Consider the following 26,634-nt stretch of genomic DNA (forward strand, 5'->3'; position numbering starts at 1 on the left):
AAACTTAGATATATTAAATGGTAATGATGAGACTAATAATCTTATTAATCTATATAGTGGAATGGAAGCAGATAGTATAGAGATACCTATAAATTATCTTATTTCACCAGAGTATACAGTAATAAATTACTTTTCAGTATTGAGAGAGGCAGCAAATCCAGTAAAGGATAAATATACAGGATGTGGAACTCTAGGTAGAGCAAAAGAGCCATATCCAATAGCTTATAATTTTCTAACTAAAGAATATAAGAGCAATATTAGCTATAATAAATATGAAGATTCATTCAAAAATATTCTTCATATAAATCTAATCAAATTGAAAGAGATTCCAATAGACGAGAATATAAAAGATTTAAAATATTTTTATGAGATTGAGACTATTCAAGGTACTGAGTTTGGTGCAGGGGCTTTTGTCTATTATTATGGATATATAGATTTAGAAAGAATAGATGGTATTTATAAGATTTCTAATATAACTATTATACCTGAAGAGTATTTGTGTGCACCTTATCATCGATGGGACTATGATGGGAAGTTATCGGTATTAATAAGATATGGAGATTGGTGTAATCTCCTTAAAGAAATAGATAAAATAACTATCGATGGATATGTGAAAAATATATATTTTAAAGGAAATGATGGTAATGAATATAGAATTGAGTTTTATATATTAACTAATGATTATGATATAGAAATTGCACAATTTAGAAAGAATGAAGTAGGAGAGTGGGAAAGGATAAAGATTAACCCTGAAGACTGTATTAAGAAAGAAAATTTGTAATATTTATACTTAAGATATAAATTGACCCAAAAATAGAAACTTGGTATAATATGTAATAAGATGTTGATTAGGGGGAAATTTTGTGACTACCAAAAGAAAAAAATGTTTTATTTCGGCAGAAACATATTTTGAGAATATTAATGAATATCATCAATTTGAAAGATTAAGAATAGAAACTAATATGAATAAGATGAATCTTCCGTTTTTATTATTAATTTTTTTAAATATTATTCTTATTCTAGTAGATATATTCTATTACAAAGCAATATCAAAAGATAATTTATCTTATTATTACCTTTACTTAGCGCATGTAAGCATGATAATAGTTTCGATAATATGGGTAATATATTATAAAATTATATCAAAAAAGCTATCATATAAAACTAATAAAGCTATATATGCAGTATTTGCTGATTGTGTAATTTGGTGGGGAATATTTATGTCTTTGGATTTATTTCAAAGTACAAATCAAATTTCATCATATATAATAATTATGTTTTGCTATGCAACATTGATTTATATTCCGTTGATTGTTAGTGTAATCAAAACTGTGATACCGGCATTAACGATGTTGACATATATAATATTATTTGCGAAAGATACAACGAGCATGATGGATAATATAGTTAATATTGTGTTTACAGTAATCTTTAGTATTTTAATTTCTAATTTAATGTATAAACATTTTTTAAGTGAATTTATAAAAGATATCAAAGTAAAAAAAGCGAATAAGAAGATAGAAGAAGCTGAAAAGATTAGGACTGAATTCTTTGCAAATGTTTCTCATGAATTGAAAACGCCTTTAAATATTATTTATACTGCTCAGCAAATGATAGAAGTTACAACTAAGAATGATAACTATAGAAATGAAAACTTTATAAAATATATGCAAATGAGTAAGCAAAACACTAATAGATTACATAGATTAATTTCTAATTTAATTGATATAACCAAAATAGATTCTGCAAGTTTTAAAATTAAAGAAATAAATGTTGATATAGTTAAAATAGTTGAAGATATAACTTTATCAGCTGCATGTTATATAGAATCACAAGGGATGTCATTAACCTTTGATACTGATGTAGAGGAGTTAGTTATAGCTTGTGATCCAGATAGTATAGAGAGAATAATATTGAATTTACTATCAAATGCTATAAAGTTTACTGAAAGAGGTGGAGATATTTTTGTTGATATAAAATCAACAATGAAAGAAGTATTGATTTCAGTTAAAGATACAGGTATTGGGATACCTAAAGAAATGAAAGAAAAGATATTTGAAAGGTTTGCTCAAGTTGATAAGTCAACTTATAGAAAAAAAGAAGGAAGTGGAATAGGTCTTTCTTTAGTTAAATCATTAGTTGAACTTCAAGGGGGCAGTATTAATATTGATAGTGAAATAAATAAGGGGAGTACATTTACAGTAAAACTTCCAATAGCGAGAGTAGAAGAAAGTGAAAATATTCTACCTCAATCTGCTGTAGATGCTAATATAGAAAAAATAAAAGTTGAATTTTCTGATATATATAATTAATGAATTTAAAAACAATAAACCTAAAAAATATTTACTTATATAAAAGGGGAATTTATATGTATAAAAATTATATTTTTGATTTATATGGCACATTAGTTGATATAAATACTGATGAAGATAAAAGCGAATTATGGGATAAGCTTTCGCTATTTTACTCATTAAAAGGAGCAAAATATAAAGCTAAAGAACTTAAAGATTTGTATTCCGAGAAGGTTAAAAAAGAACTAGAGTTAATTAATGATACAAAATATCCAGATTTTTCTTTAGAAAAAGTATTTTTTTCATTGTATGAAGATAAGGGAATAACGCCTTCAAATGATACAATAAAGGATACAGCTCAATTCTTTAGAGTGTTATCGATAAAATATATTAGATTATACGATGGTGTAATAGAGCTTTTAGAATTATTGAAGGCTAAAGGTAAGAAAATATATTTACTATCAAATGCACAAAGAGTATTTACATTTTATGAAATGAAAATGCTAGGAATAGAAAAATATTTTGATGATATATTTTTTTCAGCTGATTATAAAGTTTGTAAGCCAGATAGTAAATTTTATAGGTTATTATTAGATAAACATAATTTAAATATTAATGAGAGTATAATGATAGGAAATGATTATATATGTGATATTGGTGGAGCAAATGAGGTTGGTTTAGATTCTCTTTATTTGCATTCAAATCTTTCACCAGAAATTAAAGGTGAATTATCTAGTAAATATAGTATTATGGATATAGATATTGAAAAAATAGCCCAATTAACTATAAAATAATACTTATTAAGTATAAACAAGGAAGCTATATTAATTAGCTTCCTTATTTTGTTTAATTAATGTGTTTGGTTTGTATTTGTATTTGAATCTGTTTCATTACTGTTAGTAGATGGTGCTTCTTTACCATAATCAGTAGTATCGGTTGCTTTATTATCTTTATTATCATTAGGAGTAGTATTGTTACCACAGCTAACAAATAATGAAAGAGTAATTAAACCTAATATTATTAATTTTTTCATATGTAATTTCCTCCAAATAAAAAATATGTATTCAAGAATAGTATTTAAATAAAGCTATATATATATTCAATGTTTTTTATTAAATAGGAGTATAGAGAGCTAATAATTAATAATAATTACTTTTATGATATAATGGAAAAGATATAATAAATTACTTTTAAGCTTATAGTTTAAATAATATAATTAAAAATACTTTAAGAATAATGAAAGGAAAACTAATGGATAATTTAGAGTTTATTTATAAAAGAAAAAGTATAAGAAAGTTCAAAGAAGGAGAAATTCCTAAAGAGGATATTTTAAAGCTTCTAGATGCAGCTACACAAGCACCATCTCCGAAGAATCAGCAAACATGGCATTTTGTTGTTTTGCAAAATAGAGATATTATAAATAAGATGGCAGAGATAGTAACTAATAAACATATATATTTAGCCGAAATAGCTAAAGAAGAAAAGCAAAGGAAGCTTATGATGAATACTCTTCCTTATTATATTTGTTTTAAGGATGCACCAGTTGTTGTAATAGTATACTCAAAAGAATATAAGATGATAGAAGAGGATATTTTAAAAGCTAATAATGCTAACGAAGAAGTAATTGAAATTTTAAAATCAACACATTCTGAAGTACAAGGAATAGGTGCAGCAGTAGAGAATTTTCTACTTGCAGCTACTGCAATGGGGTATGGTGCTTGTTATATGACAGGACCAGCTCATTCTAAAAGAGAGATTGAAGAGTTAATTAATTTTAATAAAGAAGGATATGAGCTAATGGCAATGATATCTTTAGGAATTCCTGAAGAAGAAACTCCAAAGGCTCCGCCACGAAAACCATTAGACGAAGTAGTAACATTTATAGATTAATATTTATAAGTAAGGCTCTAAAGCATATGTATAAGCTTTAGAGCTTTTTGTTATTTATATTTAGCTATAAGCTCTTCTATTGGGCCTTTGCATCTTGAACCATGACAATGTCCAGTTGTAGCACCAGTGGCTTCTTTAACTTTCTCAATTGTATCGGCACCATTTTTTATGGCATCTATTATAGTATCTTCAGAGATACCTTTACATAAACAGATTATTTTATCACTCATAATAACACCTCCTAATAGATTTAGTATTAGCATCAAAGGGGGAGATATACAAATATTTATAGAAAAAGATAATAAATTTCTGGAGATAAATTTGAAAAAAATGTATAATATAAATAATTATGGGATTTGAGTTGCAGCTGTTTTGCAGAAAAATTTATTTAGTAGGGGATGAAGTTAGTGAATAAAGAAAGTTTAATAGAAAAATCTCATGAAAGATCAAAGGAATTTGGGGTACAAACTAAAACTAATAATTCTAAAAAGAAACTTAAAAAGAATGAAATTTATGATTTATTAGAAAAAAATAAAGAGCTAATAAGAGTATCGCTACCTTACATAAATATGGTATGTGAAACTATAGAGGATAATGATTTTATATTAATATTGACTGATAAAGATGGATGCATATTAGATATTAAAGGTGCTGAAAGAGCAATCCGTGAATTTGCAAAACTTAATCTTGATATTGGAGTATTTATGGATGAAAAAAATATAGGAACTAATGCCATGGGAGTAGCACTTGCTGAAAATAGACCAGTTCAAGTTACTGCCGATGAGCATTATGTAGATATGTTCAAGGGTTTAACTTGTTCTGCAGCTCCTATACACAATATTAAAGGTGATATAATAGGAACGTTAAATTTAACGGGAAAATGGGATAAAAAACATTCTCATACTTTGGGATTAGTTATTTTTGGGGTTAAGGCTATAGAAAATGAGATACATAATGCTAAATCTCAAGAAATACTTCAAGAAGCATATAATTATATGGATAGCATAATTAAAAATGTTGATAAAGGTGTAATTATAGTTGATTCTACAGGAAAAATAAAAAATATTAATGAGCATGGAGCTAAGATATTAGAGAGTAATAAAATAGATATTATTAATAGAGATATTGATTTCATATTACCAGATTGGTTTAAAATATACGAAATATTAGAAAATGGTGAAAAATCAATTACGAGGGAAGTAAAAACTAGTGAAAATAGTAACTTTAAAACATTATTAAACGTTAAAGGTGTTAGAGATGGTAAAAAGTTAATTGGGTTAGTTATCACGTTAAAGGATGAGAAAGAATCAACGACTAAAGGTATTGCACGTTATGACTTTGAAGATATTATAGGATCTAGTTCTATTATGAAAAATGTGATTACTAACTGTAAAATAGTTGCTAATAGTCCTTCTACGATTTTGATTGAAGGTGAAAGTGGGACAGGAAAGGAAGTTTTAGCTCAATCTATTCATAATTATAGTATGAGAAAAAATAATAAGTTTATAGCTATTAATTGTGGTGCTATTCCTTCTAATTTAATTGAAAGTGAACTTTTTGGCTATGAGGATGGAACTTTTACTGGTGGTAAAAAAGGTGGTAAGATAGGTAAATTTGAAATGGCTAATGGAGGAACTTTATTTCTAGATGAAATTGGAGAAATGCCTTTAGAACATCAAGTTAATTTACTTAGGGTAATACAAGAAGGGAAAATCACAAGGTTAGGTGGAACTGAAGAGATAAATGTTGATGTAAGAATAATAGCAGCGACTAATAAGAATCTCAAAAAGGAAATTGAACTAGGAAAGTTTAGAGAAGATTTATATTATAGACTTTGTGTAATTCCTATAAATTTACCTGCTCTTAGAGAGAGAAATGGAGATATTAAAGAGTTAATAAATTACTTTTTAAGAATGAAGTCATTTAAGCTTAATAAATCTGTGCCAGAAGTAAGTGATAATTTATATAATGATTTAATTAATTATAGTTGGCCAGGAAATATAAGAGAGTTGGAAAATGTTATTGAAAATATAGTTAACTTAGATGGGAATATGTCATTTTCACTAGATGTGAATTGTGATAATAAATATAAGAGTGAAATAAAAGAAGTTGAAGAAATAAACAGTGATGAAATTACTTTAGAATTTATTGAAAAAAATCATATTATTAAAGTTCTAAGAAAATACAAAAGCAATATATATAAATCGGCCAATGCATTAGGTGTAAGTAGAAATACTTTATACAATAAAATAAAAAAATATCAATTAAAAGTGTAATAAAAGTGAACAGTGTTCAAAAAGCAAACAGTAAAAATAGGAGAATGTGAAATTTTTGAGCAGTAAATTTGTTTGAAAAATAAAAATATGGTTAAAAAAATAACGGTAATAAGGTTTTTGTAATTTTGGCACAGTAATTGCTATATAAATAATAGAGAAATAAATTATTTAATTTATGGAGGGATAAATATGGCAAGATTTACATTACCAAGGGATTTATATCATGGAAAAGGATCTTTAGAAACATTAAAAACAATAAAGGGTAAAAAAGCAATGGTAGTTGTAGGTGGCGGATCAATGAAGAGATTCGGTTTCCTAGATAGAGTAGAAAATTATTTAAAAGAAGCTGGAATGGAAGTAAGAATATTTGAAGGTGTTGAACCAGACCCATCAGTTGAAACTGTAATGAAGGGTGCAGAAGCAATGAGAGACTTCGAACCAGATTGGATAGTTGCAATGGGTGGAGGTTCTCCAATAGATGCTGCTAAAGCTATGTGGATATTCTATGAATACCCAGAGTTTACATTTGAACAAGCTGTAGTTCCATTTGGATTACCAGAATTAAGAAAAAAAGCTAAATTCATAGCGATACCATCGACTTCTGGAACTGCAACGGAAGTTACAGCATTCTCAGTTATTACAGATTATAAGGCTAAGATTAAATATCCTCTAGCTGATTTTAACATAACTCCTGATATTGCTATAGTTGATCCAGATTTAGCACAAACAATGCCAGCTAAACTTGTAGCTCATACAGGAATGGATGCATTAACTCATGCTATTGAAGCATATACAGCATCATTAAGATCAAATTTCTCAGACCCATTAGCATTAAAAGCTATTGAAATGGTGGACGAGCATTTAGTAAATTCATATAACGGAGATGAAGAGGCAAGAAACTTAATGCATGAAGCTCAATGTTTAGCAGGTATGGCATTTTCAAATGCTTTATTAGGAATAGTTCACTCAATGGCACATAAAACAGGAGCAGTATTCCATATCCCTCATGGTTGTGCTAATGCTATTTTCTTACCATATGTAATTCAATATAATAGAATAGTTTGTGAAGAGAGATATGCTGATATTGCAAGAAGAATTGGATTAGAAGGTTCTAATAATGCTGAATTAACAGATGCATTAATAGAAAGAATTAATAAGTTTAATAATGATTTAAATATACCACATTCAATGAAGGAATATGGAGTTAAAGAAGAAGACTTCAAAGCTAATTTAGCTTTCATTTCTGAAAATGCTGTAGCTGATGCTTGTACAGGATCAAATCCAAGAGAAATAGATGCTGAGACAATGGCAAGATTATTTGAATGTACTTATTATGGGAATAAAGTTGAGTTCTAGAAGTTAAGGAGACGATAAAATGTTTAAAATTGTGGATAAAAGGCTTCTTACAGATAATATTTATTTAATGGAGATAGAAGCAAGGAGAGTTGCTAAATCAGCAAAACCAGGACAATTTGTAATTGTCAAGACAGATGAAAAGGGTGAAAGAATTCCTTTAACAATTGCAGATTATAATGTAGAAAGAGGAACAGTAACGATAGTTTACCAAACTGTTGGAGCTGGAACTAAAGAATTAGCAGAATTTGAAGTTGGTGAATATGTTCAAGATTTTGTTGGCCCATTAGGGATGCCTAGTGAATTTATTCATGAAGATATTAATGAATTAAGAAATAAGAAATTTATTTTTGTAGCTGGTGGAGTTGGAGCAGCTCCAGTTTATCCACAGGTTAAATGGTTCCATGAAAATGGTATTAATGTTGATGTGATAATAGGTTCAAGAAATAAAGAACTTTTAATACTAGAAGATGAAATGAGAAAAGTTGCAGGGAACCTATATATATCAACAGATGATGGGTCATATGGATTTAATGGAAGAGTTACTGACTGTCTTTTAGATTTAGTTAATCATAAAGGTAAGAAATATGATCATGCTGTAGTTATTGGGCCTATGATAATGATGAAGTTTATGTCTATTTTAACTAAGGAATTGCATATTCCGACAACAGTTAGTTTAAATCCGATTATGGTAGATGGAACAGGTATGTGTGGAGCTTGTAGAGTAACTGTTGGAAATGAAGTGAAATTTGCTTGTGTTGATGGACCTGAATTTGATGGACACTTAGTTAATTTTGATGAATCAATGAGAAGACAATCTATGTATAAGACTGAAGAAGGAAGAGCTATATTAAAGATGGAAGAAGGAGACACACATCATCGTGCTGGCTGTGGTTGCGGAGGTGATAAGTAATGAATATGCAAGATAGAATGAAAAGAACTCCTGTTACAGAACAAGCACCAGAAGTAAGAGCTAAAAACTTCGATGAAGTATGTTTAGGATATGATGAAGAGAGAGCTATTAAAGAAGCTAATAGATGCTTAGGATGTAAGAATCCTAAATGTGTTGAAGGATGTCCTGTGTCTATTGATATTCCAGGATTTATAGCAGAGGTTAAAAAAGGGGACTTTGAAGCTGCGGCGAAAGATATAGCAAAATATAGTGCTTTACCTGCAGTATGTGGAAGAGTATGCCCTCAAGAAACTCAATGTGAAGGTAAATGTGTTTTAGGAATAAAAGGAGAACCAGTGGCTATAGGTAAATTAGAAAAGTTTACTGCGGATTGGTCTAGAAATAATAATGTAGATTTAACATTTAAAGAGGCTTCTAAAGGAAAGAAAGTAGCTGTAATTGGAAGTGGACCTGCAGGATTAACTTGTGCTGGAGATTTAGCTAAAAAAGGATATGATGTAACAGTATTTGAAGCATTACATGAGCCAGGAGGAGTTTTAGTTTATGGAATTCCTGAGTTTAGACTTCCAAAAGATGAAGTAGTTAAAGCTGAAATAGACAATATTAAAAAGCTTGGAGTTAAGATAGAAACAGATGTAGTTATAGGTAGAACTGTTACTATTGATGAACTTATGGAAGAAGAAAAATTCGATGCTGTATTTATAGGATCTGGGGCAGGACTTCCAAAGTTTATGGGAATACCAGGTGAAAATTCTAATGGTGTTTTCGCAGCAAATGAATTCTTAACAAGGATAAATTTAATGAAGGCTTATAAAGATGATTATCAAACACCTGTTAAAGTAGGTAAAAAAGTTGCCGTAGTAGGTGGCGGAAATGTTGCTATGGATGCTGCAAGAACAGCATTAAGATTAGGAGCAGAGACCCATATAGTGTATAGAAGAAGTGAAGCTGAACTTCCAGCAAGATTAGAAGAAGTTCATCATGCTAAGGAAGAAGGCGTAATTTTTGATGTATTAACTAATCCAACTGAAATTATTGCAGATGAAAATGGATGGGTTAAAGGAATGAAGTGTGTAAAAATGGAACTTGGTGAACCTGATGCTTCTGGAAGAAGAAGACCTGTAGTAGTGGAGGGGTCAGAGTTTATTTTAGATGTAGATACAGTAATTATGTCACTTGGAACATCACCAAATCCATTAATAGCTTCTACTACAAATGGGTTAGATATAAATAAGTGGAAGTGTATAATTGCTGATGAAGAGACTGGTTTAACATCAAAAGAGGGTGTTTATGCTGGGGGAGATGCAGTAACAGGTGCAGCAACAGTAATTTTAGCTATGGGTGCTGGTAAAAAGGCAGCTACAGCTATAGATGAATATTTACAAAGTATATAATTTATAAATTTATAAATACCATTAGACTTTAGAGAAATTAATTTTCTCTAAAGTCTAATTTTTTAAGAAAAATAAGATATTTGAGTTTAAAAATATAATTTATTTGCATATAAAAACATTAAAGAGTAGAAATGTATTTGCGCAATTAGGAAAGCTTTAGTGCATATACATTTTATTTATTTTAGTAGCACATATTTTAGATGATTTTAACACCATAGCAACTCCATTCCCAGGGTGAATAGATGCACCAGTAAAAAATAAATTTTTAATCTTAGGAATTTGACATTGAGGTCTAAAAATTATACTTTGTTTTAATGTATGACTTAGACCAAAAGCACAACCGCCGTAAGTGTTAAATTTATTTTTAAAGTCTAGTGGAGTTAAATGATTTATATATACTATATGTTCTGTAATATCCTCAAGACCACTAATAGAACTTAGAGTTTTTAAAATCTTTTTAGTTAAGTAATAAATTGTTTCAGATGTCCAAGTTACTTTATTACTTAAAGTGTTAGGGACTCTGATTATAATGTTAATAGCTTCGCAATTTTTCGGACATATACTATCATCTACGGAGCTAGGGCAATAAATATACATAGATAAATCTTTAGGAAGGTAACCATTAAAAGTATCTTCTATATTTTTTTTGAAGTTATTATTTATGTATATATTGTGTATGTTTAGATTTGGGTACTTTTTATTTAAGCCTAAATATAATATAAAGGTTGAACAAGAGTATTCTAAATCGTCTATTGGTTTAATAAAAGTCCTTATGTCTTTATCTTTTATAAGACTTTTAATAGTATAAGAATAATCGCTACTACAAACTACTATATCGCTATAACGATTTTGTCCATTAACTACAATACCATTGGCTTTATTATGTTTAAATAATATTTTATGGACTGGAGAAGATGTATGTATAATACCACCTTTATCGATTATAAGTTGTTCTAAAGCTTTAATATAGGAGTACATTCCTCCTTTAATATGATATAAACCGTAATATTGAGTTATCGTAGGGATTATATTATATATTGAAGGTGAAGTATAAGGAGAAATACCTACATACATACTTTGGAACATCAGATAATCTAGTAGTTTTTCATTCTTTATATATTTTTTAGCATCATCATAACTAGAAGTAAATGCTTTGAAATTTAAAGCTTTAGGCAAAGTTAAAGAAGTTAATAAATTAGACGTTTTTAAGAAACTTCTATTTAAAATTGAATCTTCAGCTAATAAATATTTTTTATAGTTACTTGATAAAAAGTTAGAATAACCGTAAGTATCTTTAATATTATTATTTGTTATATTTAAAATAGTTTTATTTAAAGGCTCTGTTTTAAATAGTGGTTGATATGTGATACTTTTTTAAAATTTGTTTATAATATAAATATAATCAATTTTTGGAGGTATCACTATGAATAATGTAACATCAGTATTAGCACAAGCAAAAGCCTTGTCAGAACAAGAGCAACAAGAATTAATAACTCAATTAGAAGAATATCTTATTTTAGGTTCTCAAGTTGCCAAAATAACTAAAGAAGTTAAAGAAATGAGATTTTCTAAAGGTAGAGTTTGTTGCCATTGTAACGGTACCGATGTGGTTAGAAATGGAAAAAGAAATGGTGTACAAAGATATTTATGTAGAAATTGCAAAAAATCATTTTCCGACTTAACTAATTCTGCTACTTACAGAAGCAAAAAGACTTTAGACAAGTGGCTTAAATACGCTAAATGTATGTTAAGTGGTTACTCTATAAGAAAATCAGCAGAAGAAGTAGAAATTAATATAGCAACTTCTTTTTACTGGCGACATAAGATACTTAACTGCATTAGTGAATTTCTTGGTGTAGGCTCTGTTGATGGTGTAGTTGAAGCAGATGAAGTTTTCTTTGCTTATTCTTATAAGGGAACTAAACCAGCCAATATGCCAAGACCTTCCCGTAAGAGAGGGAAACAAGTCAAGAAAAGAGGTATTAGTAAAGAGCAAGTGTGTGTGGGGACTGCTCTTGATAGACAAGGAAATATGATAATGGAATTATTATGTACTGGTAGAGTTACTGCTAATGAATTGGAACGTCTATATAGTAATCGTATAGGGGAAGATTCTATTTTATGCACTGACTCTCATAAATCATACATTCAATTTGCTACAGATATGCAATTAGAACATAAGAGAATTAAAAGGGGTAGACATAAAGAGGATATATACCATATAAATCACATAAATAGCCTACATTCTAATTTGAAGAGATGGATGTCCAGATTCAATGGTGTGGCTACAAAATACCTTGAAAACTATTTGAAGTGGCACAAATGGATAAATACATTCAGCACAGAAAAAGATACCATTAGAATTAAAAATTTGATAATTCATAGTAATATAGCACATAGTTACACTATGGTGAAGGAATTTAAGAATAGAAAACCAATATTTGTTTAAAGAGTATTTTATTTCAATAAATACTGGAATTATAATCTATAAATTATGTATAATACTACTATAAAGTTAAAAAGAAAAGTATTTAATACGGAGGTGAATAAATTATGAAAAAAATAATATCAGTCTTTGCTTTATTTACTATTGTGTTTGCATTAGTTTCATGTACAAAAGAAAAACCATCTGAATATACTCCAAATAAAGCACAATTAATTACAGTGGAAAACGCAGAAAATATATATAATCAATTGCCAGAGGAAATAAAAAAAGAAATAGATTTTGATTACGAAAATATAAATATTGATAAAGTTGTACTTAAAGAAGAAATGGGAAATATATTAGATAAAACATATATAAATAAAGAAGTTTTAAGGCTTAATTTTATTATTAGGAATAAAAATATACAACCTAATAATAGAATTGCTTTTGCAACAATTGAGGATTTTAAATATATTGGAGATGGATATGTAGATTAATAAGAAATCTAAACATTAAATCATTGATATTTATTGCAAAAGAGCGGACATAAAATGTCCGCTTCTGCATTTTCTATTATCAACCTTTATTTAAAACAGAGCCTATTTAAATTAGGTAGATTAGTACTAAAGTTATATTTACTATTGTCATAGTAAAAAACTGAATATAAATTATACAAAGGTATCATTGAAAAATAGTTTTTGTAGTCTACGTTGCAAAATTTAAAAAGATCTATGTAGTTTTCAGGAAACATCATTATTGAAGCAGTTAAGTCAAATTTAAAATCCTTAAATTCAATAAAGTTAGTTTTTCCTCCAATAGTATTATTTTTTTCGAAAATTTCAACTTCAAATCCATATTGTAATAATCTTGCTGCAACAGATAATCCACCTATTCCAGCACCAATAATAAATACTTTTTTCATAGATCTAACTCCTTACATGTATTATCCACCTAAAGTAATATCTTGATCATTATACCAATCTAGAGCATTGTAAAAATGTTCAGGTTTAAAATCAGGCCAAAATTCATTTACTACATAAAAGTCTGAATAAACAGATTGAACTGGCAAGAAACCACTTAATCTTCTTCTACCACCCCAACGAATAATTAAATCTATTCTAGAAATTTCGCTTGAGTGAATTGTTGGCATTATACTTTTGCTTTTATTAGAAGTGGACTTTAAACTATATAAATCCCACTCCCAACCATAGTTGACTAAAAAGTTTACTTTTATTCCACCTTTACCAAATACTCTTCTTGTTGTATAAGGAAGAAGTTCTTTTGGAAATGATTTAGATTCAGTATTCCCGACAACTAATAATTCTGCATCTTCATTGGATAATATTTTAACAGCATCTACACATGCTTTAATAAAAGCAGCCTTTTGAATAGATGGACGTTTTGTATTGTCAGTTGTAAAACCGTAGTATGTAATTTCTTTTACTCCAGCTTTTTGACAAAGTTTAAATAATAATAGACCAGGGGTTATGCCTCCTAGTGAATATCCTTTTTCTTTTGAAAAACCTTTAGATTCTGCCCAACGTCTATTTCCGTCAGGAATTATACCTATATGATTTGGAATTCGCATAAATATTCTCCTATATGTTTTGATAATTATAATTATGTACATTAGAAAGGAGAAATATTCTATTGATAAATTGAATTTTAAAATAATACAATAGATGCAAAATATATCTTGAAATAAGAATGAAGTGATTTTATATTTAATATATAGTATAAAGTGAACATATCTTAAATATTGTAGTATCAATATTAGTTATAAAAGTGTGGTGAGAGTTGATGAAAGTAGTGAAAATTAAAGAGAATAAAAATATAAATAAAGAATATTTATACGAAGGTTTAGAAGTAGACTTAGATAAAAAGTATGTTATTTCATTTATTGGTGGTGGAGGTAAAACAACATCTATTTATCAATTAGCAGAAGAGTTATCAAGCAAAGGAAAAAGAGTAATAGTAACAACAACTACACATATGCAAATGCCGAAAGATAAGGTTATTTTAAATAATAATATAGATGAAATTAAAAAAAAGTTAGATGAAAATAACTTTATAACGGTAGGGTTAAAGTCAAAAGAAGATAAAATAATATCGATTCCTATAGAGAAAGTTAATGAGCTTAGAGAAATATGTGATTTTTTGCTTATTGAAGCTGATGGAGCTAAGATGTTACCACTAAAAGCACCAGATAGTCATGAACCTGTAATTTTAGATATAACCAATATGGTTGTTGCTGTTTGTGGTATAGATGCATTAGGTAAGAGAATAAAAGAGACATGTCATAGGCCTAATATAGTAGCTAGGATTCTAAGTAAATCGGAAGAGGATATAGTTGACATTAATGATTTTGCATATATACTATCTAGTAAAGATGGTTCAATGAAAGCCTTGAATGAAGAGAAAATGGAATATAGAGTAATTATCAATAAAGTAGATAATAATAAGCTATTAAAAGAGGCTATTAGAATAGCGGAAAAAATTGAAAATAAAAGTATAAAGGTTATCATTACATCGTATAAATACTGCTTAGAATAGAGATGGAGAATTATAAATGCTTGTATTAATAAAAGGTGCTGGAGATTTAGCTACTGGTGTAGCTCATAGATTAAAAAGATGTGGATTTGATGTAGTTATGACTGAGATAGAAGAGCCAACTACGGTTAGAAGAACAGTGGCTTTTTCTCAAGCTGTTTATGATTGTAAAGTAGAGGTAGAAGGGGTAAAAGCTAGTCTAGTTAAAGATATTCAAATGATAAGGGAAAACATAGATAATGGGATTATTTCGGTAATAGTTGATAAAGATGCAAATATTATTGAAGTGCTTAAACCAGATATTGTCGTTGATGCTATTGTAGCTAAGAAAAATACAGGTACATCTATAGATGATGCACCTATAGTAATTGCATTAGGACCAGGATTTGAAGCTGGGGTAGATTGCGATTTGGTTATAGAAACAAAAAGAGGGCATTATTTGGGAAGAGTTATTACAAAAGGTAAGGCTATTCCAAATACAGGTGTTCCAGGAAATATAGGTGGACATACTGTGGGAAGAATTATTAGAGCAACAAGTGATGGAATAATTAATCCGGTTTCTGAAATTGGAGATTATGTTGAGGAGGGACAAGTTGTTGCTTATATTGATAAAATACCAGTTTATGCTAGCATAAGTGGAATAGTTAGAGGGATGCTACAAGGTGGTATAGAGGTTTTTGAAGGTATGAAAAGTGGAGATATAGACCCAAGATGTAAGAAAGAGCATTGTTTTACTATATCGGATAAAGCACGATCTATTGGTGGTGGAGTTTTAGAGGGAATATTGTTTTTAAAAAATAAATAAGGGTTAATGGGGGAGAAGAAATGAAAAAAGACTTTTATACGAAATTATACAATGCATTAAATAGGAGCAAAGATGTTTATTTAATAACAATTGTTTCTGGTGAATATGAAGGGGAAAATATTGCTGGGCAAAAGTTGTTTAAAATAGATGATAATATTGTGATAGAAGATGAACGTTATGAAGAGGTATGGGGAGATATTTTAAAGAATATTAAGCTTAACAAAGATACATGTAGTGTTACTTATGATAAGAAGGAAGTTTTTATAGAATATTTGGCTAGTAAACCTAACTTAGTTATTTGTGGTGGTGGGCATATAGCTTTACCATTATGTAATATAGGAAAACTTTTAGATTTTAGGGTAACAGTTATAGATGACAGGAAAGAATTTGCTAATAGTGATAGATTTAATCTTGCAGATGAAGTTATTTGCGGAAATTTTGAAGAAGTTCTAAAAGAAAATATTTTTAATAAAAATACTTATTTTGTTATTGTGACTAGAGGACATAAGGATGATAGAAGATGTTTAGAATTTGCTATTGATAAAGACTATGCTTATGTTGGGATGATAGGAAGTAAAGCAAAAGTAGCAATTGTTGTTGAATCATTGTTAGAAGCTGGTTATAGTAGAGAGTTAATTGATAAGGTTCATACTCCGATTGGATTAAAAATAGGTGGACAAACTCCAGCAGAAATAGCTGTAAGTATAGCAGCTGAAATTATTAAAGAGAAGAATATAAATCAGAAAACAGAAATTTCTGAAGAAATTTTAAAAGAAATTATTGAAGACAATCAAGCGAAGGTATTAGCCACAATAGTAGAGAAAGTGGGATCATCTCCAAGAGGAATAGGAACTAAAATGCTTATTAAAGAAGATAAGAGTTTTAAGGGGACTGTTGGAGGAGGCAGCGTGGAAAATGCTGTATATTTAAAGGGTTTAGAACTAATTGATAGTAGAAGTTCTGATGTTGAAATGTATAATCTATCAAACTCAGATGCATCAACTTTAGGGATGGTTTGTGGTGGAAAAGTAAAAGTTATTTTTGAATATATATAAGTTTATTAGAGCTATTTAATTAATCTATTTTAGAGCAATTAAATAGCTTTTTTATAAAATTTTTTAAATGTTTCACATTGTATAGAGGGTTATAGGTTTAATGTTCGTGTTTCTCAGAAAAAGTAAAAAAGTATAGAAATAAAAAGTGAGATATTTCATTAATATGACAATTTAACTAAATGTATGGTAAAAAAGTATATACAGATAAAGAAAAACATGATACTATATCTTTAAAATACGAACAATAATGTTTTAAATAAACTTAATGTTCAGTAATGGGGGATATTTATATGAAAAATGGAAGTGTTTATGAATTAGATGGAAGGGTGTCGTTAAAAAAAGCAGTACCACTAGGTATACAACACGTTCTAGCTATGTTTTTAGGAAATGTATCACCTTTAATAATTGTTTGTGGGTTATTAAATATAGACGCAAATACAAAAAGTATGTTAATTCAAAATTCTATGTTTATAGCTGGTGTTGCAACATTAATTCAATTATATCCAATCTTTAAAGTAGGTTCAGGATTACCAGTTGTAATGGGAACAAGTTCTGGATTTATAGGAACGGAAAAAGTTATTGGTGCAACTTATGGATATGCAGCAATAATGGGGGCATCTTTAGTTGGAGCACTTTTAGAAATTGTTTTAGGATTCTTTATTAAGCCATTGAGAAAATTATTTCCACCAATAGTAACTAGTTTAGTTGTAATCTCTATTGGACTTTCATTACTTCCAGTTGGAATTAAATATTTTGCTGGTGGAGCTGGAGCAGCAGACTTTGGAGCTCCTAAGCACTTATTAGTAGGAACAATAGTAATGTTAGTAATTATTATTGTTCAAAATTATACTAAAGGATTTATTAAAACTTCTGCAATCTTAATAGGAATAATTATTGGATATATAGTAGCTATATTTATGGGAATGATTGATTTTACACAAGTTAAAGAAGCAGCATGGTTTAGCTTACCAAGACCTTTTGTTATGGGATTTGAATTTAGATTAGATGCAATTATATCAATGGTAATTATGTATATAGCAACAGCAGTTGAAACAATAGGAGATATTTCTGCAATAGCTGTTGGAGGACTTGGAAGAGAAGCAACAGATGAAGAATTATCAGGAGGAGTAATAGCTGATGGTGTTGCAAGTTTTATAGCGGCATTATTTGGTGTAGCACCAAACACTTCTTTTAGTCAAAATGTTGGACTAGTTGCTGTTACTAAAGTAGTCAATAGATTTGTAATTATGACAGGTGCGTTATTCTTAATTTTAGCAGGTTTTTTTCCAAAATTAAGTGCAGTTTTATCAGTAATGCCTCAATCAGTTCTTGGAGGAGCAGCTGTTATAATGTTTGCTATGATTTTTGTAAGTGGTCTTCAATCATTATTTAGAGAAAATTTAAATGGTAGAAATGGTTTAATCGTAGCACTTGCTATTGGAATTGGTGTTGGACTTGGAAATGTTCCAGAAGCTTTAGCTGGTTTGCCAACTTGGATTGGAAACATTTTTGCTCAAAATGGAATTATAATGACATTTGTTATTGCTACTATTTTAAATTTAATCTTACCTAAAGACAAAGAAGAAGAGGAAGTTATGATTAATAATTAGAAGAAATGTTGTTTTTAAAATAAGAGCGATATTAATTTTATGATATGAGAATTTGCATATTTCTAGGAGATATGCAAATTTATTATGTAAAGAGCATTATAGAAAATATTTCTATAAATTAATATTCTAGTGTAAATTTAGATAGAAGTTTAGGAGGAATTGTGATTTGTTTACTATTAAAAACTATATAGTAGTTCAAAGTTTAGAGGAAGCTTATGAGTTAAATCAGAAAAAGAATAATGTAGTCTTAGGTGGTACAGCTTGGCTTAAAATGGGTGAAAGAAATATTCAAAATGCTATAGATTTATCAGGATTAGGATTAAATAAAATAGAAGAAGATGATGAATTTATAAAAATTGGTTGTATGTGCACATTAAGAGATATGGAAGTAAGCAATAAGCTTAATAGATATTTTGATGAATCTATAAAAGAAAGTTTGAAATACATAGTAGGAGTTCAATTTAGAAATTGTGCAACTATTGGTGGAAGTATTTATTCAAGATTTGGTTTCTCAGACATATTAACAGTATTATTAGCTTTAGATACATACGTAGAATTATATAAAGGTGGAATAATTCCTTTATCAGAATATAAGGACATGCCTTATGATAATGATATTTTAGTAAGAATATTAATTAAAAAAGATAATAGACAGGTTAGATACATGACTCATAGAAATAGTGCAACAGATATACCTACTTTAGCTTGTGCAGTATCTAAGTTAGATGGTAAATGGAAAGTAGTTTTAGGGGCTAGACCTCAGAGAGCTATGGAAGTGTCAGGGGTTAGTGAATTATTAAGTGAAATACCTACCAAAGAAGAAATAGAAAAAGTAATAAACAAGGTAATTGATGAAGTTAAATTTGAAAGTAATATGAGAGGAAGTAAGGAATATAGATTACTTCTTGCTAAAGCGTTTATAAAAAGAGGAATAGAAGGAATAGTTGGAGGTTCATATGAAAATTAAGGTTTGGATAAATAATAAAGTTTTTGAGGATGATATTGAACCAGATACATTATTAATAGATTTTGTTAGAAATAAAGGATTTTTAAGTGTAAAAAGAGGATGCGATACAGCAAACTGTGGACTGTGTACAGTTCATTTAGAGGGAAAACCTGTACTTTCATGTTCAACTCTTGCTATGAGGGCAAATGGTTTAAAAGTTACTACAATTGAAGGATTAGAAGAAGAGGCAAAAGAATTTGCACAATTTATGGCTGATCAAGGGGCAGAGCAATGTGGTTTTTGTAGCCCAGGATTTGTAATGAATGTTTTAGCTATGAAGAAAGAATTAATAAATCCAAGTGATGAAGAAATAAAATTGTATTTAGCAGGAAACCTATGCCGTTGTACAGGGTATATGGGACAATTAAGAGCGATAAAAAACTATTTAGGATTAACTAAGGAGTAGTAAATATGAAATATGTAAATAAAAGCATAAGAAAAAGCGACTCTATGTCACTATTAACAGGAAAACCAGTATATACAGAAGACTTAGCACCAAAGAATTGTCTAGTTGTTAAATTACTTAGAAGCCCTCATGCTCATGCTCTAATAGAAAGCATAGATACTACAGTAGCTATGAAGGTGCCAGGAATTGAGTGTATTTTAACATATGAAGATATGCCTAAATCTAGATTTACTACAGCAGGACAATCCTATCCTGAACCTAGTCCATATGATAGATTAATATTAGATAGAAGATTAAGATGTGTTGGAGATCCTGTTGCTATAGTAGCAGGAGAAAATGAGAAAGCAGTAAATAAGGCTATGAAGCTTATTAAAGTTAAATATGAAGTTTTAGAAGCTGTTTTAGATTTCAGAAATGCTAAAGATAACAATATATTAGTTCACCCAGAGAAAGATTTTAAAGCTCTATGTGATGTAGGGGCAGATAACAAGAGGAATCTTTGTTCAACTGGTGGCTTTGAACATGGTAATTTAGAAGAAGAACTTAAAAACTGTGATATCATAATAGAAGAAACTTATCATACAAAAGCTAATAATCAAGCTATGATGGAGACTTTTAGAACTTTTACTGAACTCGATATTTATGGAAGATTAAATATAACATCTGCAACTCAAGTTCCATTTCATGTAAGACGTATAATTGCTAATGCGCTTGAAATACCTAAATCAAAGGTTAGAGTTGTAAAGCCTAGAATAGGTGGTGGATTTGGAGCAAAGCAAAGTGCAGTTAGTGAGGTTTATCCAGCAATAGTTACTATGAAGACTGGGAAACCAGCAATGCTTATATTTAGTCGTAAAGAAAGTATGACAAATGGAAGCCCAAGACATGAAATGGAGATAACTGTACGTTTAGGAGCTAATAAAGATGGAATAATTAAAGCAATAGAGATTAATACTTTATCTAATGCAGGAGCTTATGGAGAACATGGACCAACAACAGTAGGGTTAAGTGCTCATAAATCTATGCCTTTATATAGCACTCCAAGAGCATATAAATTTAATTATGATGTAGTATATACAAACACTATGGGGGCTGGAGCATATAGAGGATATGGAGCCACTCAAGGGATATTTGCTTTAGAATCTGCTGTAAATGAATTAGCAGCAAAACTAAATATGGATCCTATTAAATTAAGAGAGCTTAATATGGTTAAAGAAGGCGATGTAATGCCAGCTTATTATGGAGAAATTGCTAATAGTTGTGCATTAGATAGATGTTTAGAAAAAGCAAAGAATATGATAGACTGGGATAATAAATATCCAGCTAGGGATATGGGAAATGGTAAGATAAGGTCAGTTGGTATAGCTATGGCTATGCAAGGGTCTGGTATTTCAAATATAGATACGGCTGCAGTAGAAATAAAGCTTAATGATGATGGATTCTATACATTAATGATAGGTGCATCAGATATGGGGACAGGTTGTGATACAATATTAGCTCAAATAGCTGCTGATTGTTTAAACTGTGAAGTTGAAAATATAGTAGTTCATGGTGTTGATACTGACCAAAGCCCATATGATACAGGGTCGTATGCATCAAGTACTACATATGTAACTGGAGGAGCAGTTATTAAAACATGTGAAACTTTAAAAGTTAGAATTTTAGAAGAAGCTTCTAAAATTCTAGAGTGTCCAATAGGAAACTTAGATTTTGATGGAAAGTCAATTCATTCATATGAAGATGATAAGGAAATTTCTTTAGTAGATTTAGCTAATAGATGTTTAGTTGGAGGTAGTAAAACAATCAGTGCTAGTGAATCACATTATTCAAAGACATCACCACCACCATTTATGGTTGGAGCAGTTGAGATAGAAATTGATAAATTAACTGGTAAACTTGATATAATAGATTATGTAGCAGTAGTTGATTGCGGTACTATGATAAATCCAAATTTAGCTAAGATTCAAGCTGAGGGAGGAATAGTTCAAGGTATAGGAATGGCTTTATATGAAGATATATCTTATGATTTCAAAGGAAGAATGAGAAATGATTCTTTTATGCAATATAAAATTCCATCAAGGCTTGATGTAGGAAATATAAGAGTAGAGTTTGAAAGCAGTTATGAGCCAACGGGACCTTTTGGGGCAAAATCTATTGGAGAAATAGTAATAAATACACCATCTCCAGCTTTAGCACATGCTGTTTATAATGCTACTAAAGTTAATATAAGAACACTTCCAATTACTGCTGAAAAAATAGCAATGGGAATGATGGAGAATGAAGATTAATTTAATTTTATTGGCTTCAGGTAATAGTAAGAGGTTCAATGGAAACAAATTATTAACTAACTTTCATGACAAACCACTATATATGTACACTTTAGAGAAGTTAAAAGGTATAAAAGGATTAAATAAAATTATTGTGGTTACTCAATATGAAGATATAAAGCAAAAATCTATTGATTTAGGTTTTGATGTTGTTTTAAACTTTGAAAGTGAACTAGGGATATCTAATTCTATTGCTTTAGGAATAAGTAGGGATAAGAGTGCTGATGGATATATGTTTATGGTTTGCGACCAACCTTTTATTAAGCCTAAAAGTATAAACAAACTTATAGAGGAATTTAATAGTGGGGGTAAAGGAATATGCTCTATAGGGTTTAAAGATAGATTAGGGAATCCTAATATTTTCAGTAGAAAATATTTAGAAGAACTATTAAGTTTAAAAGGTGATATTGGTGGTAAGCATATACTAAAAAAACATATAGATGATTTGAAGATAATTCAAATTGAAGATGAAGAAGAATTAAAGGATATAGATACTAGAGATGATATAGACTCAAAAAGTACAAACAAAATTACCTAATTATTGATAAATTAATATTTTGGTGATATCATTAACGAATCATGAAGATAATTAACAAATAAAAAATAGAAATTTATTTTTGTATATATGAAGGTATAGCTTTTATTGCTATACCTTTTATTTTTATAATTTATAAGTACTAGTCTTGTTATAAACTTAGGTATATTTATACTATAATTAATATAAATATTGGAAATAAGGAGGGTGTGCTAATGAACAATGAAAAGTTAAGAGATGTGGTGAAAGAAAATTTTGAAATAGCTAAAAATAATTTTTATATTTCTAAAAATGGGAAGAAGGTAGAACTTGATAATAAAGTTGAGGATATGATAGATAAAACAGAGCTTGTAAATAATGAAGTGACATATGTTGAAAATTATAAAGAAATTCAAAAAAATTATATAGTTAGAGATAATATTATAAATCTTGGGACTATAGATACTATTTTAAAGCTAAGAAATGAAGGAGTAAGAGGGAATATAATAGTATTGAATTTTGCAAGTGCTATTAATCCAGGTGGTGGATATTTAAGCGGAAGTAAAGCTCAAGAGGAAAGTCTATGTAGAGCTTCCATGCTATATGAAAGTTTGAAAAAGCAGAATGATTTTTATAAATTTAATAGAGAAAATTATACGCCTTTATATAATGATAGAATGCTTTATGTTCCCAATGTACCTATAATAAGAAATGATACTCTTGAACTTTTAGATAATTATGAGTTAGCTTCTTTTATAGTATCTCCAGCTGTGAACAGAAGAAAAGCATATGCTGAAGGGGTAAGAGATGAGAAATTATTAGTTGATATTATGAGTAAGAGAATAGAAAAGATAGTAAAACTAGCGATAAGTAAAAAACCAACGGTATTAATACTAGGTGCATTTGGTTGCGGAGTCTTTGGTAATGATAGAGAAGTTGTTTATGATATTTTTGAGAAATGCATTAGGGAATTTGTACCAGTAGAAATAAAAGTTATTTTTGCTGTAATTCAATAGTTTATTAACAAAAGAATTACACAAAAAATTTAGAAGTAACCATAAGAACGTATATTGTATAATTATAACAAATAAAATATGATAATTAATACTTAATAATTAAATTGTATTTAGAAGAAGTAAGTGGTAAATGAATATTAAACAACCATTTGCCACTTCGTTTTTTCTAACTAGAACTATTTTAGCTTTATATCGGCTATTAATGGGAAGTGATCTGAAGGAAATTTACTATTTAGGTTATCGGTAATTATATCTACATCTACTATTTCTAGCTCTTCACTTACAAAAATATAATCTATATGGGAGCCAGTATCTTTGCCTTTAAAACCAGCTCGTGTAGGTTTATTATATAAATCTTTATTTTTATCTTGAACAGCAAAAAACCTTTTGTCATAATATTTTCCGCTAGCAAAGTTTTTAATTACTTTACTATTAGGAGTAGCATTAAAATCACCCATTACAATTACTGGAAGTTTATCTTCTCTATAATTTGAATCTATGAATTTGCCTAATTTCTTTATTCCATAGTCTCTAGCTTGTGGAAGTAAACAATCAAGATGAGTATTATATACTCTGATTTTTGTATTGTCATCTAATTTAATTTTAGCGGTTGTACATATTCTTGGGTATAGAGAAAACCAAGGTTGACTACCTATCTTATTAGGTGTATTTGATAGCCAGATAGTTTTATGATCTTCTATGCTATGTTTTTTAGGAATTATTAAGTCATTTCTTTCGGCAAATAACTTTTTGCTCCTAGCTCGGCCAACAATATTAAAATCCTTAGCAAACTCTATAATATCTTTATGCATTTTATTTGTTAATTCTTGCACTCCAATAATATCGCAGTTATACTTTAGTATTATTTCTTTAACAATATCTTTGCGATTAACCCATCTATTATTTATATCTAGAATGAAATCGCTTCTAAGATTAAAAGACATTACAATCATTAATTCTCACCTTTTTCTATATATAATCCCTTAATTTACGATGCTTAGTAAAAAGCTTTATATTTATTTTATCATATATTAAATATTATAATCATTCATAATATTTCTTTTTATCACAAAAGATGGTAAAATATTATTATAAATAGGAAATAAATACTAATATATGTTAAATAATTACAAATAATTAGTAAAAAGTATTTAAATTTAATTGATAAATGTGGTAAAATAAATTGCTGAAAGACTAAGAGCTGTGGAGGAAAAGATCTATATATGAATAAAAGTACAATTAAAAGAGGAATTGCAATTTCGGGAGTAATTGGTGGTATGGTATTGTTAAAGCCAATTGCAGTACAGGCTTTAGAAAATAATGAATTGCCAACAACTGAGGCTGATATAGAAAATGTCAATATGAGAAGCACTAGTAGAGGACAAGTTGTTAATGTTGATGGAACATATTTAAGAATTAGGTCTAATCCATCAACAAACTCTGAAATTCTTGGAACTATGAGTGAAGGTATTAGTTTTGAAATTATATCATACAGTAATGGTTGGTATAAGATTAGCTATAACAATATTTTGGGTTATGTACATGGAGATTATGTAGAAGAAATAAACTCAAGTTCTACAGAAGATACATTATATTACGGGAAGGTATATAATGCAGAACCTAATTTAAGAGTTAGAAGTGGTGCTTCGTTAAATTCATCTATTATCGGGTATGTTGTGGATAATACAACTGTAACAATAGTAGGGACTGCAGACGAATGGTATAAAATTAAGTTTAATAATGGCTATGGATATGTACATAGTGATTATATTTTAGTTAATGGTATCAACGATGGTAATAACAATAATAATGAAAATGGTGCAGGTGGAGATGATACCGTAAGAAAAATTGGATATGTATATGATCTAGGTGGTTCTACATTAAGAATACGTAAATCACCAAACACAAATTCAGAAGTGCTTGGAAGTTTATATGAAGGAAATTCTGTTAATATTATAGGTGAAGAAGGTAATTGGTATAGAATTTCATATAATAATTCAGTAGCATATGTAAGTAAAGATTATATAACACTAGAAAAGACATCAGATGATAATAACAGTGGATCTGGAGAAATTTTGCCTGAGCAAAGTATAATTTCCAAAGGGAAAGTTATAAATGTTGAAGGTTCAAATTTGAGAGTACGTAAAGAGGCATCCACAGATTCGTTTGTTATTGGATATCTTTTAAATAATACTATTGTAGAAATTCAAGGGCAAGTAGGAAATTGGTATAAGATAGTATTTAAAGATTCAGTAGGTTATGTAAGTGCTGATTATATTACTGTAGACTTTGAAGAAAACTCAGGAAATATTAGCAATGAAGGGTCTGTAAATAAAGAAGCTTACAATATAATTTTAGACTCTATGAAAGCTCAACTAGGAGCTCCGTATGTATGGGGAGGATCTGGAGAGTTTTTAACTACAGAATTTTTAAATGAATTAAAAAATAGATTCCCTGAGGATGCTGCTCAAGGAGAATATGACCATGCTGAAAGATTTGTAGACATGGGTTATAGAGCCTTTGATTGCTCTGGTCTTATTTATTGGGCATTTAGACAAGCTGGTATTAATGTGGGTAGAACGACATATAACCAAATTAATGATGGAATAGAAGTATCATTAAATGATGTTATTCCTGGGGATTTAATTTTTACAGGAGATTTAGGACATGTTGGTATGTATATTGGTGATGGTAAATGGATTGAATCTTCATTTACAGGAGATACAGTAAGAATTAGTAATGTACCGTGGGGATATGTAAGTAGAGCAAGAAGAATATTGTAGAGAGTGAAAGGTATTTTTAG

General features: G+C 29.1%; 26 protein-coding genes. 20 read left to right on the top strand and 6 right to left on the bottom strand.

The annotated features are described in order from the left end of the window. The 3 genes from ARA56_RS02075 to ARA56_RS02085 all read left to right on the top strand — a co-directional run. Positions 1–781, top strand: a 781-nt coding sequence (locus tag ARA56_RS02075) for a hypothetical protein (RefSeq protein ID WP_172675730.1), incomplete at its 5' end; no start/stop codon positions are given. An 82-nt stretch (positions 782–863) separates the two neighbouring features. Continuing rightward, on the top strand, positions 864–2,312 hold the full coding sequence (locus ARA56_RS16270; protein WP_070205628.1) for a sensor histidine kinase: 1,449 nt from the start codon (positions 864–866) through the stop codon (positions 2,310–2,312). A gap of 56 nt (positions 2,313–2,368) precedes the next feature. Then, complete coding sequence (locus ARA56_RS02085; protein WP_055263446.1) at positions 2,369–3,085, top strand: HAD family hydrolase; 717 nt, start codon at positions 2,369–2,371, stop codon at positions 3,083–3,085. Positions 3,086–3,141: 56 nt separating this feature from the next. Here the strand turns inward: ARA56_RS02085 and ARA56_RS02090 are convergent, their stop codons facing one another. After that, positions 3,142–3,324 carry a hypothetical protein gene (locus tag ARA56_RS02090; RefSeq protein WP_055263448.1) on the bottom strand — a complete coding sequence of 61 codons (183 nt, stop codon included), beginning with the start codon at positions 3,322–3,324 and terminating at the stop codon, positions 3,142–3,144. 218 nt (positions 3,325–3,542) lie between these two features. On the opposite strand from ARA56_RS02090, the gene ARA56_RS02095 reads away from it, so the two are divergent. Then, positions 3,543–4,181: a nitroreductase family protein gene (locus tag ARA56_RS02095; RefSeq protein ID WP_055263450.1), complete on the top strand. Its 639-nt coding sequence runs from the start codon at positions 3,543–3,545 to the stop codon at positions 4,179–4,181. 50 nt (positions 4,182–4,231) lie between these two features. On the opposite strand, the gene ARA56_RS02100 is transcribed toward ARA56_RS02095, so the two are convergent. Beyond that, positions 4,232–4,411 carry a (2Fe-2S)-binding protein gene (locus ARA56_RS02100; protein WP_055263452.1) on the bottom strand — a complete coding sequence of 60 codons (180 nt, stop codon included), beginning with the start codon at positions 4,409–4,411 and terminating at the stop codon, positions 4,232–4,234. 168 nt (positions 4,412–4,579) lie between these two features. Between ARA56_RS02100 and ARA56_RS02105 the strand changes: the two genes are divergently transcribed. The 4 genes from ARA56_RS02105 (at position 4,580) to gltA (ending at position 10,117) form a co-directional block, all read left to right on the top strand. Next, on the top strand, positions 4,580–6,457 hold the full coding sequence (locus ARA56_RS02105) for a sigma-54-dependent Fis family transcriptional regulator (protein ID WP_055263454.1): 1,878 nt from the start codon (positions 4,580–4,582) through the stop codon (positions 6,455–6,457). 189 nt (positions 6,458–6,646) lie between these two features. Beyond that, positions 6,647–7,813, top strand: a complete 1,167-nt coding sequence (locus ARA56_RS02110) for an iron-containing alcohol dehydrogenase (protein ID WP_055263456.1) — start codon at positions 6,647–6,649, stop codon at positions 7,811–7,813. Positions 7,814–7,832: 19 nt separating this feature from the next. Next, the gene (locus ARA56_RS02115) at positions 7,833–8,723 is read left to right on the top strand and encodes a sulfide/dihydroorotate dehydrogenase-like FAD/NAD-binding protein (RefSeq protein WP_055263458.1); all 891 of its coding nucleotides are present in this window, start codon (positions 7,833–7,835) and stop codon (positions 8,721–8,723) included. Beyond that, positions 8,723–10,117 (top strand): NADPH-dependent glutamate synthase, encoded by a 1,395-nt coding sequence (gene gltA / locus ARA56_RS02120; RefSeq protein ID WP_055263460.1) that lies wholly within the window; start codon positions 8,723–8,725, stop codon positions 10,115–10,117. Before ARA56_RS02115 ends, gltA begins: the two co-directional genes overlap by 1 nt. Before the next feature lie 156 nt (positions 10,118–10,273). Here gltA and ARA56_RS02125 read toward each other — a convergent pair whose 3' ends face one another. Next, positions 10,274–11,485 (bottom strand): phytoene desaturase family protein, encoded by a 1,212-nt coding sequence (locus tag ARA56_RS02125; protein ID WP_084758929.1) that lies wholly within the window; start codon positions 11,483–11,485, stop codon positions 10,274–10,276. A 55-nt stretch (positions 11,486–11,540) separates the two neighbouring features. Between ARA56_RS02125 and ARA56_RS16360 the strand changes: the two genes are divergently transcribed. Together ARA56_RS16360 and ARA56_RS02135 are read left to right on the top strand one after the other, a co-directional pair. Then, on the top strand, positions 11,541–12,566 hold the full coding sequence (locus tag ARA56_RS16360; protein ID WP_084758930.1) for an IS1595-like element ISCldi1 family transposase: 1,026 nt from the start codon (positions 11,541–11,543) through the stop codon (positions 12,564–12,566). Positions 12,567–12,670: 104 nt separating this feature from the next. Further along, positions 12,671–13,039: a hypothetical protein gene (locus ARA56_RS02135; protein ID WP_055263464.1), complete on the top strand. Its 369-nt coding sequence runs from the start codon at positions 12,671–12,673 to the stop codon at positions 13,037–13,039. A gap of 86 nt (positions 13,040–13,125) precedes the next feature. Here ARA56_RS02135 and ARA56_RS02140 read toward each other — a convergent pair whose 3' ends face one another. Together ARA56_RS02140 and ARA56_RS02145 are read right to left on the bottom strand one after the other, a co-directional pair. Next, entirely contained in the window at positions 13,126–13,464 is a 339-nt protein-coding gene (locus tag ARA56_RS02140) for an NAD(P)-binding protein (protein ID WP_055263466.1), read from the bottom strand. 21 nt (positions 13,465–13,485) lie between these two features. After that, positions 13,486–14,130: an undecaprenyl diphosphate synthase family protein gene (locus tag ARA56_RS02145; protein ID WP_055263468.1), complete on the bottom strand. Its 645-nt coding sequence runs from the start codon at positions 14,128–14,130 to the stop codon at positions 13,486–13,488. A 212-nt stretch (positions 14,131–14,342) separates the two neighbouring features. On the opposite strand from ARA56_RS02145, the gene yqeC reads away from it, so the two are divergent. The 9 genes from yqeC to ARA56_RS02190 all read left to right on the top strand — a co-directional run bounded on the left by yqeC (position 14,343) and on the right by ARA56_RS02190 (position 23,831). Beyond that, complete coding sequence (gene yqeC / locus ARA56_RS02150) at positions 14,343–15,095, top strand: selenium cofactor biosynthesis protein YqeC (RefSeq protein WP_055263470.1); 753 nt, start codon at positions 14,343–14,345, stop codon at positions 15,093–15,095. Positions 15,096–15,111: 16 nt separating this feature from the next. Next, positions 15,112–15,897, top strand: coding sequence for a selenium-dependent molybdenum cofactor biosynthesis protein YqeB (gene yqeB / locus ARA56_RS02155; RefSeq protein ID WP_055263473.1), 786 nt, complete (start codon positions 15,112–15,114; stop codon positions 15,895–15,897). A 20-nt stretch (positions 15,898–15,917) separates the two neighbouring features. After that, positions 15,918–16,952: an XdhC family protein gene (locus ARA56_RS02160; RefSeq protein ID WP_055263475.1), complete on the top strand. Its 1,035-nt coding sequence runs from the start codon at positions 15,918–15,920 to the stop codon at positions 16,950–16,952. 290 nt (positions 16,953–17,242) lie between these two features. After that, positions 17,243–18,562 (top strand): uracil-xanthine permease family protein, encoded by a 1,320-nt coding sequence (locus tag ARA56_RS02165; protein ID WP_084758931.1) that lies wholly within the window; start codon positions 17,243–17,245, stop codon positions 18,560–18,562. 166 nt (positions 18,563–18,728) lie between these two features. Continuing rightward, the gene (locus ARA56_RS02170; protein ID WP_055263479.1) at positions 18,729–19,529 is read left to right on the top strand and encodes an FAD binding domain-containing protein; all 801 of its coding nucleotides are present in this window, start codon (positions 18,729–18,731) and stop codon (positions 19,527–19,529) included. Next, entirely contained in the window at positions 19,519–19,974 is a 456-nt protein-coding gene (locus ARA56_RS02175) for a (2Fe-2S)-binding protein (protein ID WP_055263481.1), read from the top strand. The genes ARA56_RS02170 and ARA56_RS02175 overlap by 11 nt, the downstream gene beginning before the upstream one ends. 5 nt (positions 19,975–19,979) lie before the next feature. Beyond that, a complete protein-coding gene (locus tag ARA56_RS02180) occupies positions 19,980–22,262 on the top strand; it encodes a xanthine dehydrogenase family protein molybdopterin-binding subunit (RefSeq protein ID WP_055263483.1) in 2,283 nt (760 codons plus the stop codon). Next, positions 22,252–22,839, top strand: a complete 588-nt coding sequence (locus ARA56_RS02185; protein ID WP_055263485.1) for a nucleotidyltransferase family protein — start codon at positions 22,252–22,254, stop codon at positions 22,837–22,839. Before ARA56_RS02180 ends, ARA56_RS02185 begins: the two co-directional genes overlap by 11 nt. A gap of 212 nt (positions 22,840–23,051) precedes the next feature. Further along, complete coding sequence (locus ARA56_RS02190) at positions 23,052–23,831, top strand: TIGR02452 family protein (protein ID WP_055263487.1); 780 nt, start codon at positions 23,052–23,054, stop codon at positions 23,829–23,831. Between the two features lie 176 nt (positions 23,832–24,007). On the opposite strand, the gene ARA56_RS02195 is transcribed toward ARA56_RS02190, so the two are convergent. Beyond that, positions 24,008–24,784 (bottom strand): endonuclease/exonuclease/phosphatase family protein, encoded by a 777-nt coding sequence (locus ARA56_RS02195; RefSeq protein WP_055263489.1) that lies wholly within the window; start codon positions 24,782–24,784, stop codon positions 24,008–24,010. A 270-nt stretch (positions 24,785–25,054) separates the two neighbouring features. Here ARA56_RS02195 and ARA56_RS02200 point away from each other — a divergent pair, with 270 nt between their 5' ends. Beyond that, positions 25,055–26,614, top strand: coding sequence for a C40 family peptidase (locus ARA56_RS02200; protein WP_055263491.1), 1,560 nt, complete (start codon positions 25,055–25,057; stop codon positions 26,612–26,614). The last annotated feature ends 20 nt before the right edge of the window (positions 26,615–26,634 follow it).

It is taken from the genome of Clostridium disporicum (assembly GCF_001405015.1).
In the GTDB taxonomy this organism is placed as follows: Bacteria; Bacillota; Clostridia; order Clostridiales; family Clostridiaceae; genus Clostridium; species Clostridium disporicum_B.

Bases quoted from the DNA above. Each gene is read 5' to 3' on its own strand.
- ARA56_RS02085 (WP_055263446.1), top strand. From the start codon at position 2,369: ATGTATAAAAATTATATTTTTGATTTATATGGCACATTAGTTGATATA.
- ARA56_RS02090 (WP_055263448.1), bottom strand. From the start codon at position 3,324: ATGAAAAAATTAATAATATTAGGTTTAATTACTCTTTCATTATTTGTT.
- ARA56_RS02095 (WP_055263450.1), top strand. From the start codon at position 3,543: ATGGATAATTTAGAGTTTATTTATAAAAGAAAAAGTATAAGAAAGTTC.
- ARA56_RS02100 (WP_055263452.1), bottom strand. From the start codon at position 4,411: ATGAGTGATAAAATAATCTGTTTATGTAAAGGTATCTCTGAAGATACT.
- ARA56_RS02105 (WP_055263454.1), top strand. From the start codon at position 4,580: ATGAAGTTAGTGAATAAAGAAAGTTTAATAGAAAAATCTCATGAAAGA.
- ARA56_RS02110 (WP_055263456.1), top strand. From the start codon at position 6,647: ATGGCAAGATTTACATTACCAAGGGATTTATATCATGGAAAAGGATCT.
- ARA56_RS02115 (WP_055263458.1), top strand. From the start codon at position 7,833: ATGTTTAAAATTGTGGATAAAAGGCTTCTTACAGATAATATTTATTTA.
- gltA (WP_055263460.1), top strand. From the start codon at position 8,723: ATGAATATGCAAGATAGAATGAAAAGAACTCCTGTTACAGAACAAGCA.
- ARA56_RS16360 (WP_084758930.1), top strand. From the start codon at position 11,541: ATGAATAATGTAACATCAGTATTAGCACAAGCAAAAGCCTTGTCAGAA.
- ARA56_RS02135 (WP_055263464.1), top strand. From the start codon at position 12,671: ATGAAAAAAATAATATCAGTCTTTGCTTTATTTACTATTGTGTTTGCA.
- ARA56_RS02140 (WP_055263466.1), bottom strand. From the start codon at position 13,464: ATGAAAAAAGTATTTATTATTGGTGCTGGAATAGGTGGATTATCTGTT.
- ARA56_RS02145 (WP_055263468.1), bottom strand. From the start codon at position 14,130: ATGCGAATTCCAAATCATATAGGTATAATTCCTGACGGAAATAGACGT.
- yqeC (WP_055263470.1), top strand. From the start codon at position 14,343: ATGAAAGTAGTGAAAATTAAAGAGAATAAAAATATAAATAAAGAATAT.
- yqeB (WP_055263473.1), top strand. From the start codon at position 15,112: ATGCTTGTATTAATAAAAGGTGCTGGAGATTTAGCTACTGGTGTAGCT.
- ARA56_RS02160 (WP_055263475.1), top strand. From the start codon at position 15,918: ATGAAAAAAGACTTTTATACGAAATTATACAATGCATTAAATAGGAGC.
- ARA56_RS02165 (WP_084758931.1), top strand. From the start codon at position 17,243: ATGAAAAATGGAAGTGTTTATGAATTAGATGGAAGGGTGTCGTTAAAA.
- ARA56_RS02175 (WP_055263481.1), top strand. From the start codon at position 19,519: ATGAAAATTAAGGTTTGGATAAATAATAAAGTTTTTGAGGATGATATT.
- ARA56_RS02180 (WP_055263483.1), top strand. From the start codon at position 19,980: ATGAAATATGTAAATAAAAGCATAAGAAAAAGCGACTCTATGTCACTA.
- ARA56_RS02185 (WP_055263485.1), top strand. From the start codon at position 22,252: ATGAAGATTAATTTAATTTTATTGGCTTCAGGTAATAGTAAGAGGTTC.
- ARA56_RS02190 (WP_055263487.1), top strand. From the start codon at position 23,052: ATGAACAATGAAAAGTTAAGAGATGTGGTGAAAGAAAATTTTGAAATA.
- ARA56_RS02195 (WP_055263489.1), bottom strand. From the start codon at position 24,784: ATGATTGTAATGTCTTTTAATCTTAGAAGCGATTTCATTCTAGATATA.
- ARA56_RS02200 (WP_055263491.1), top strand. From the start codon at position 25,055: ATGAATAAAAGTACAATTAAAAGAGGAATTGCAATTTCGGGAGTAATT.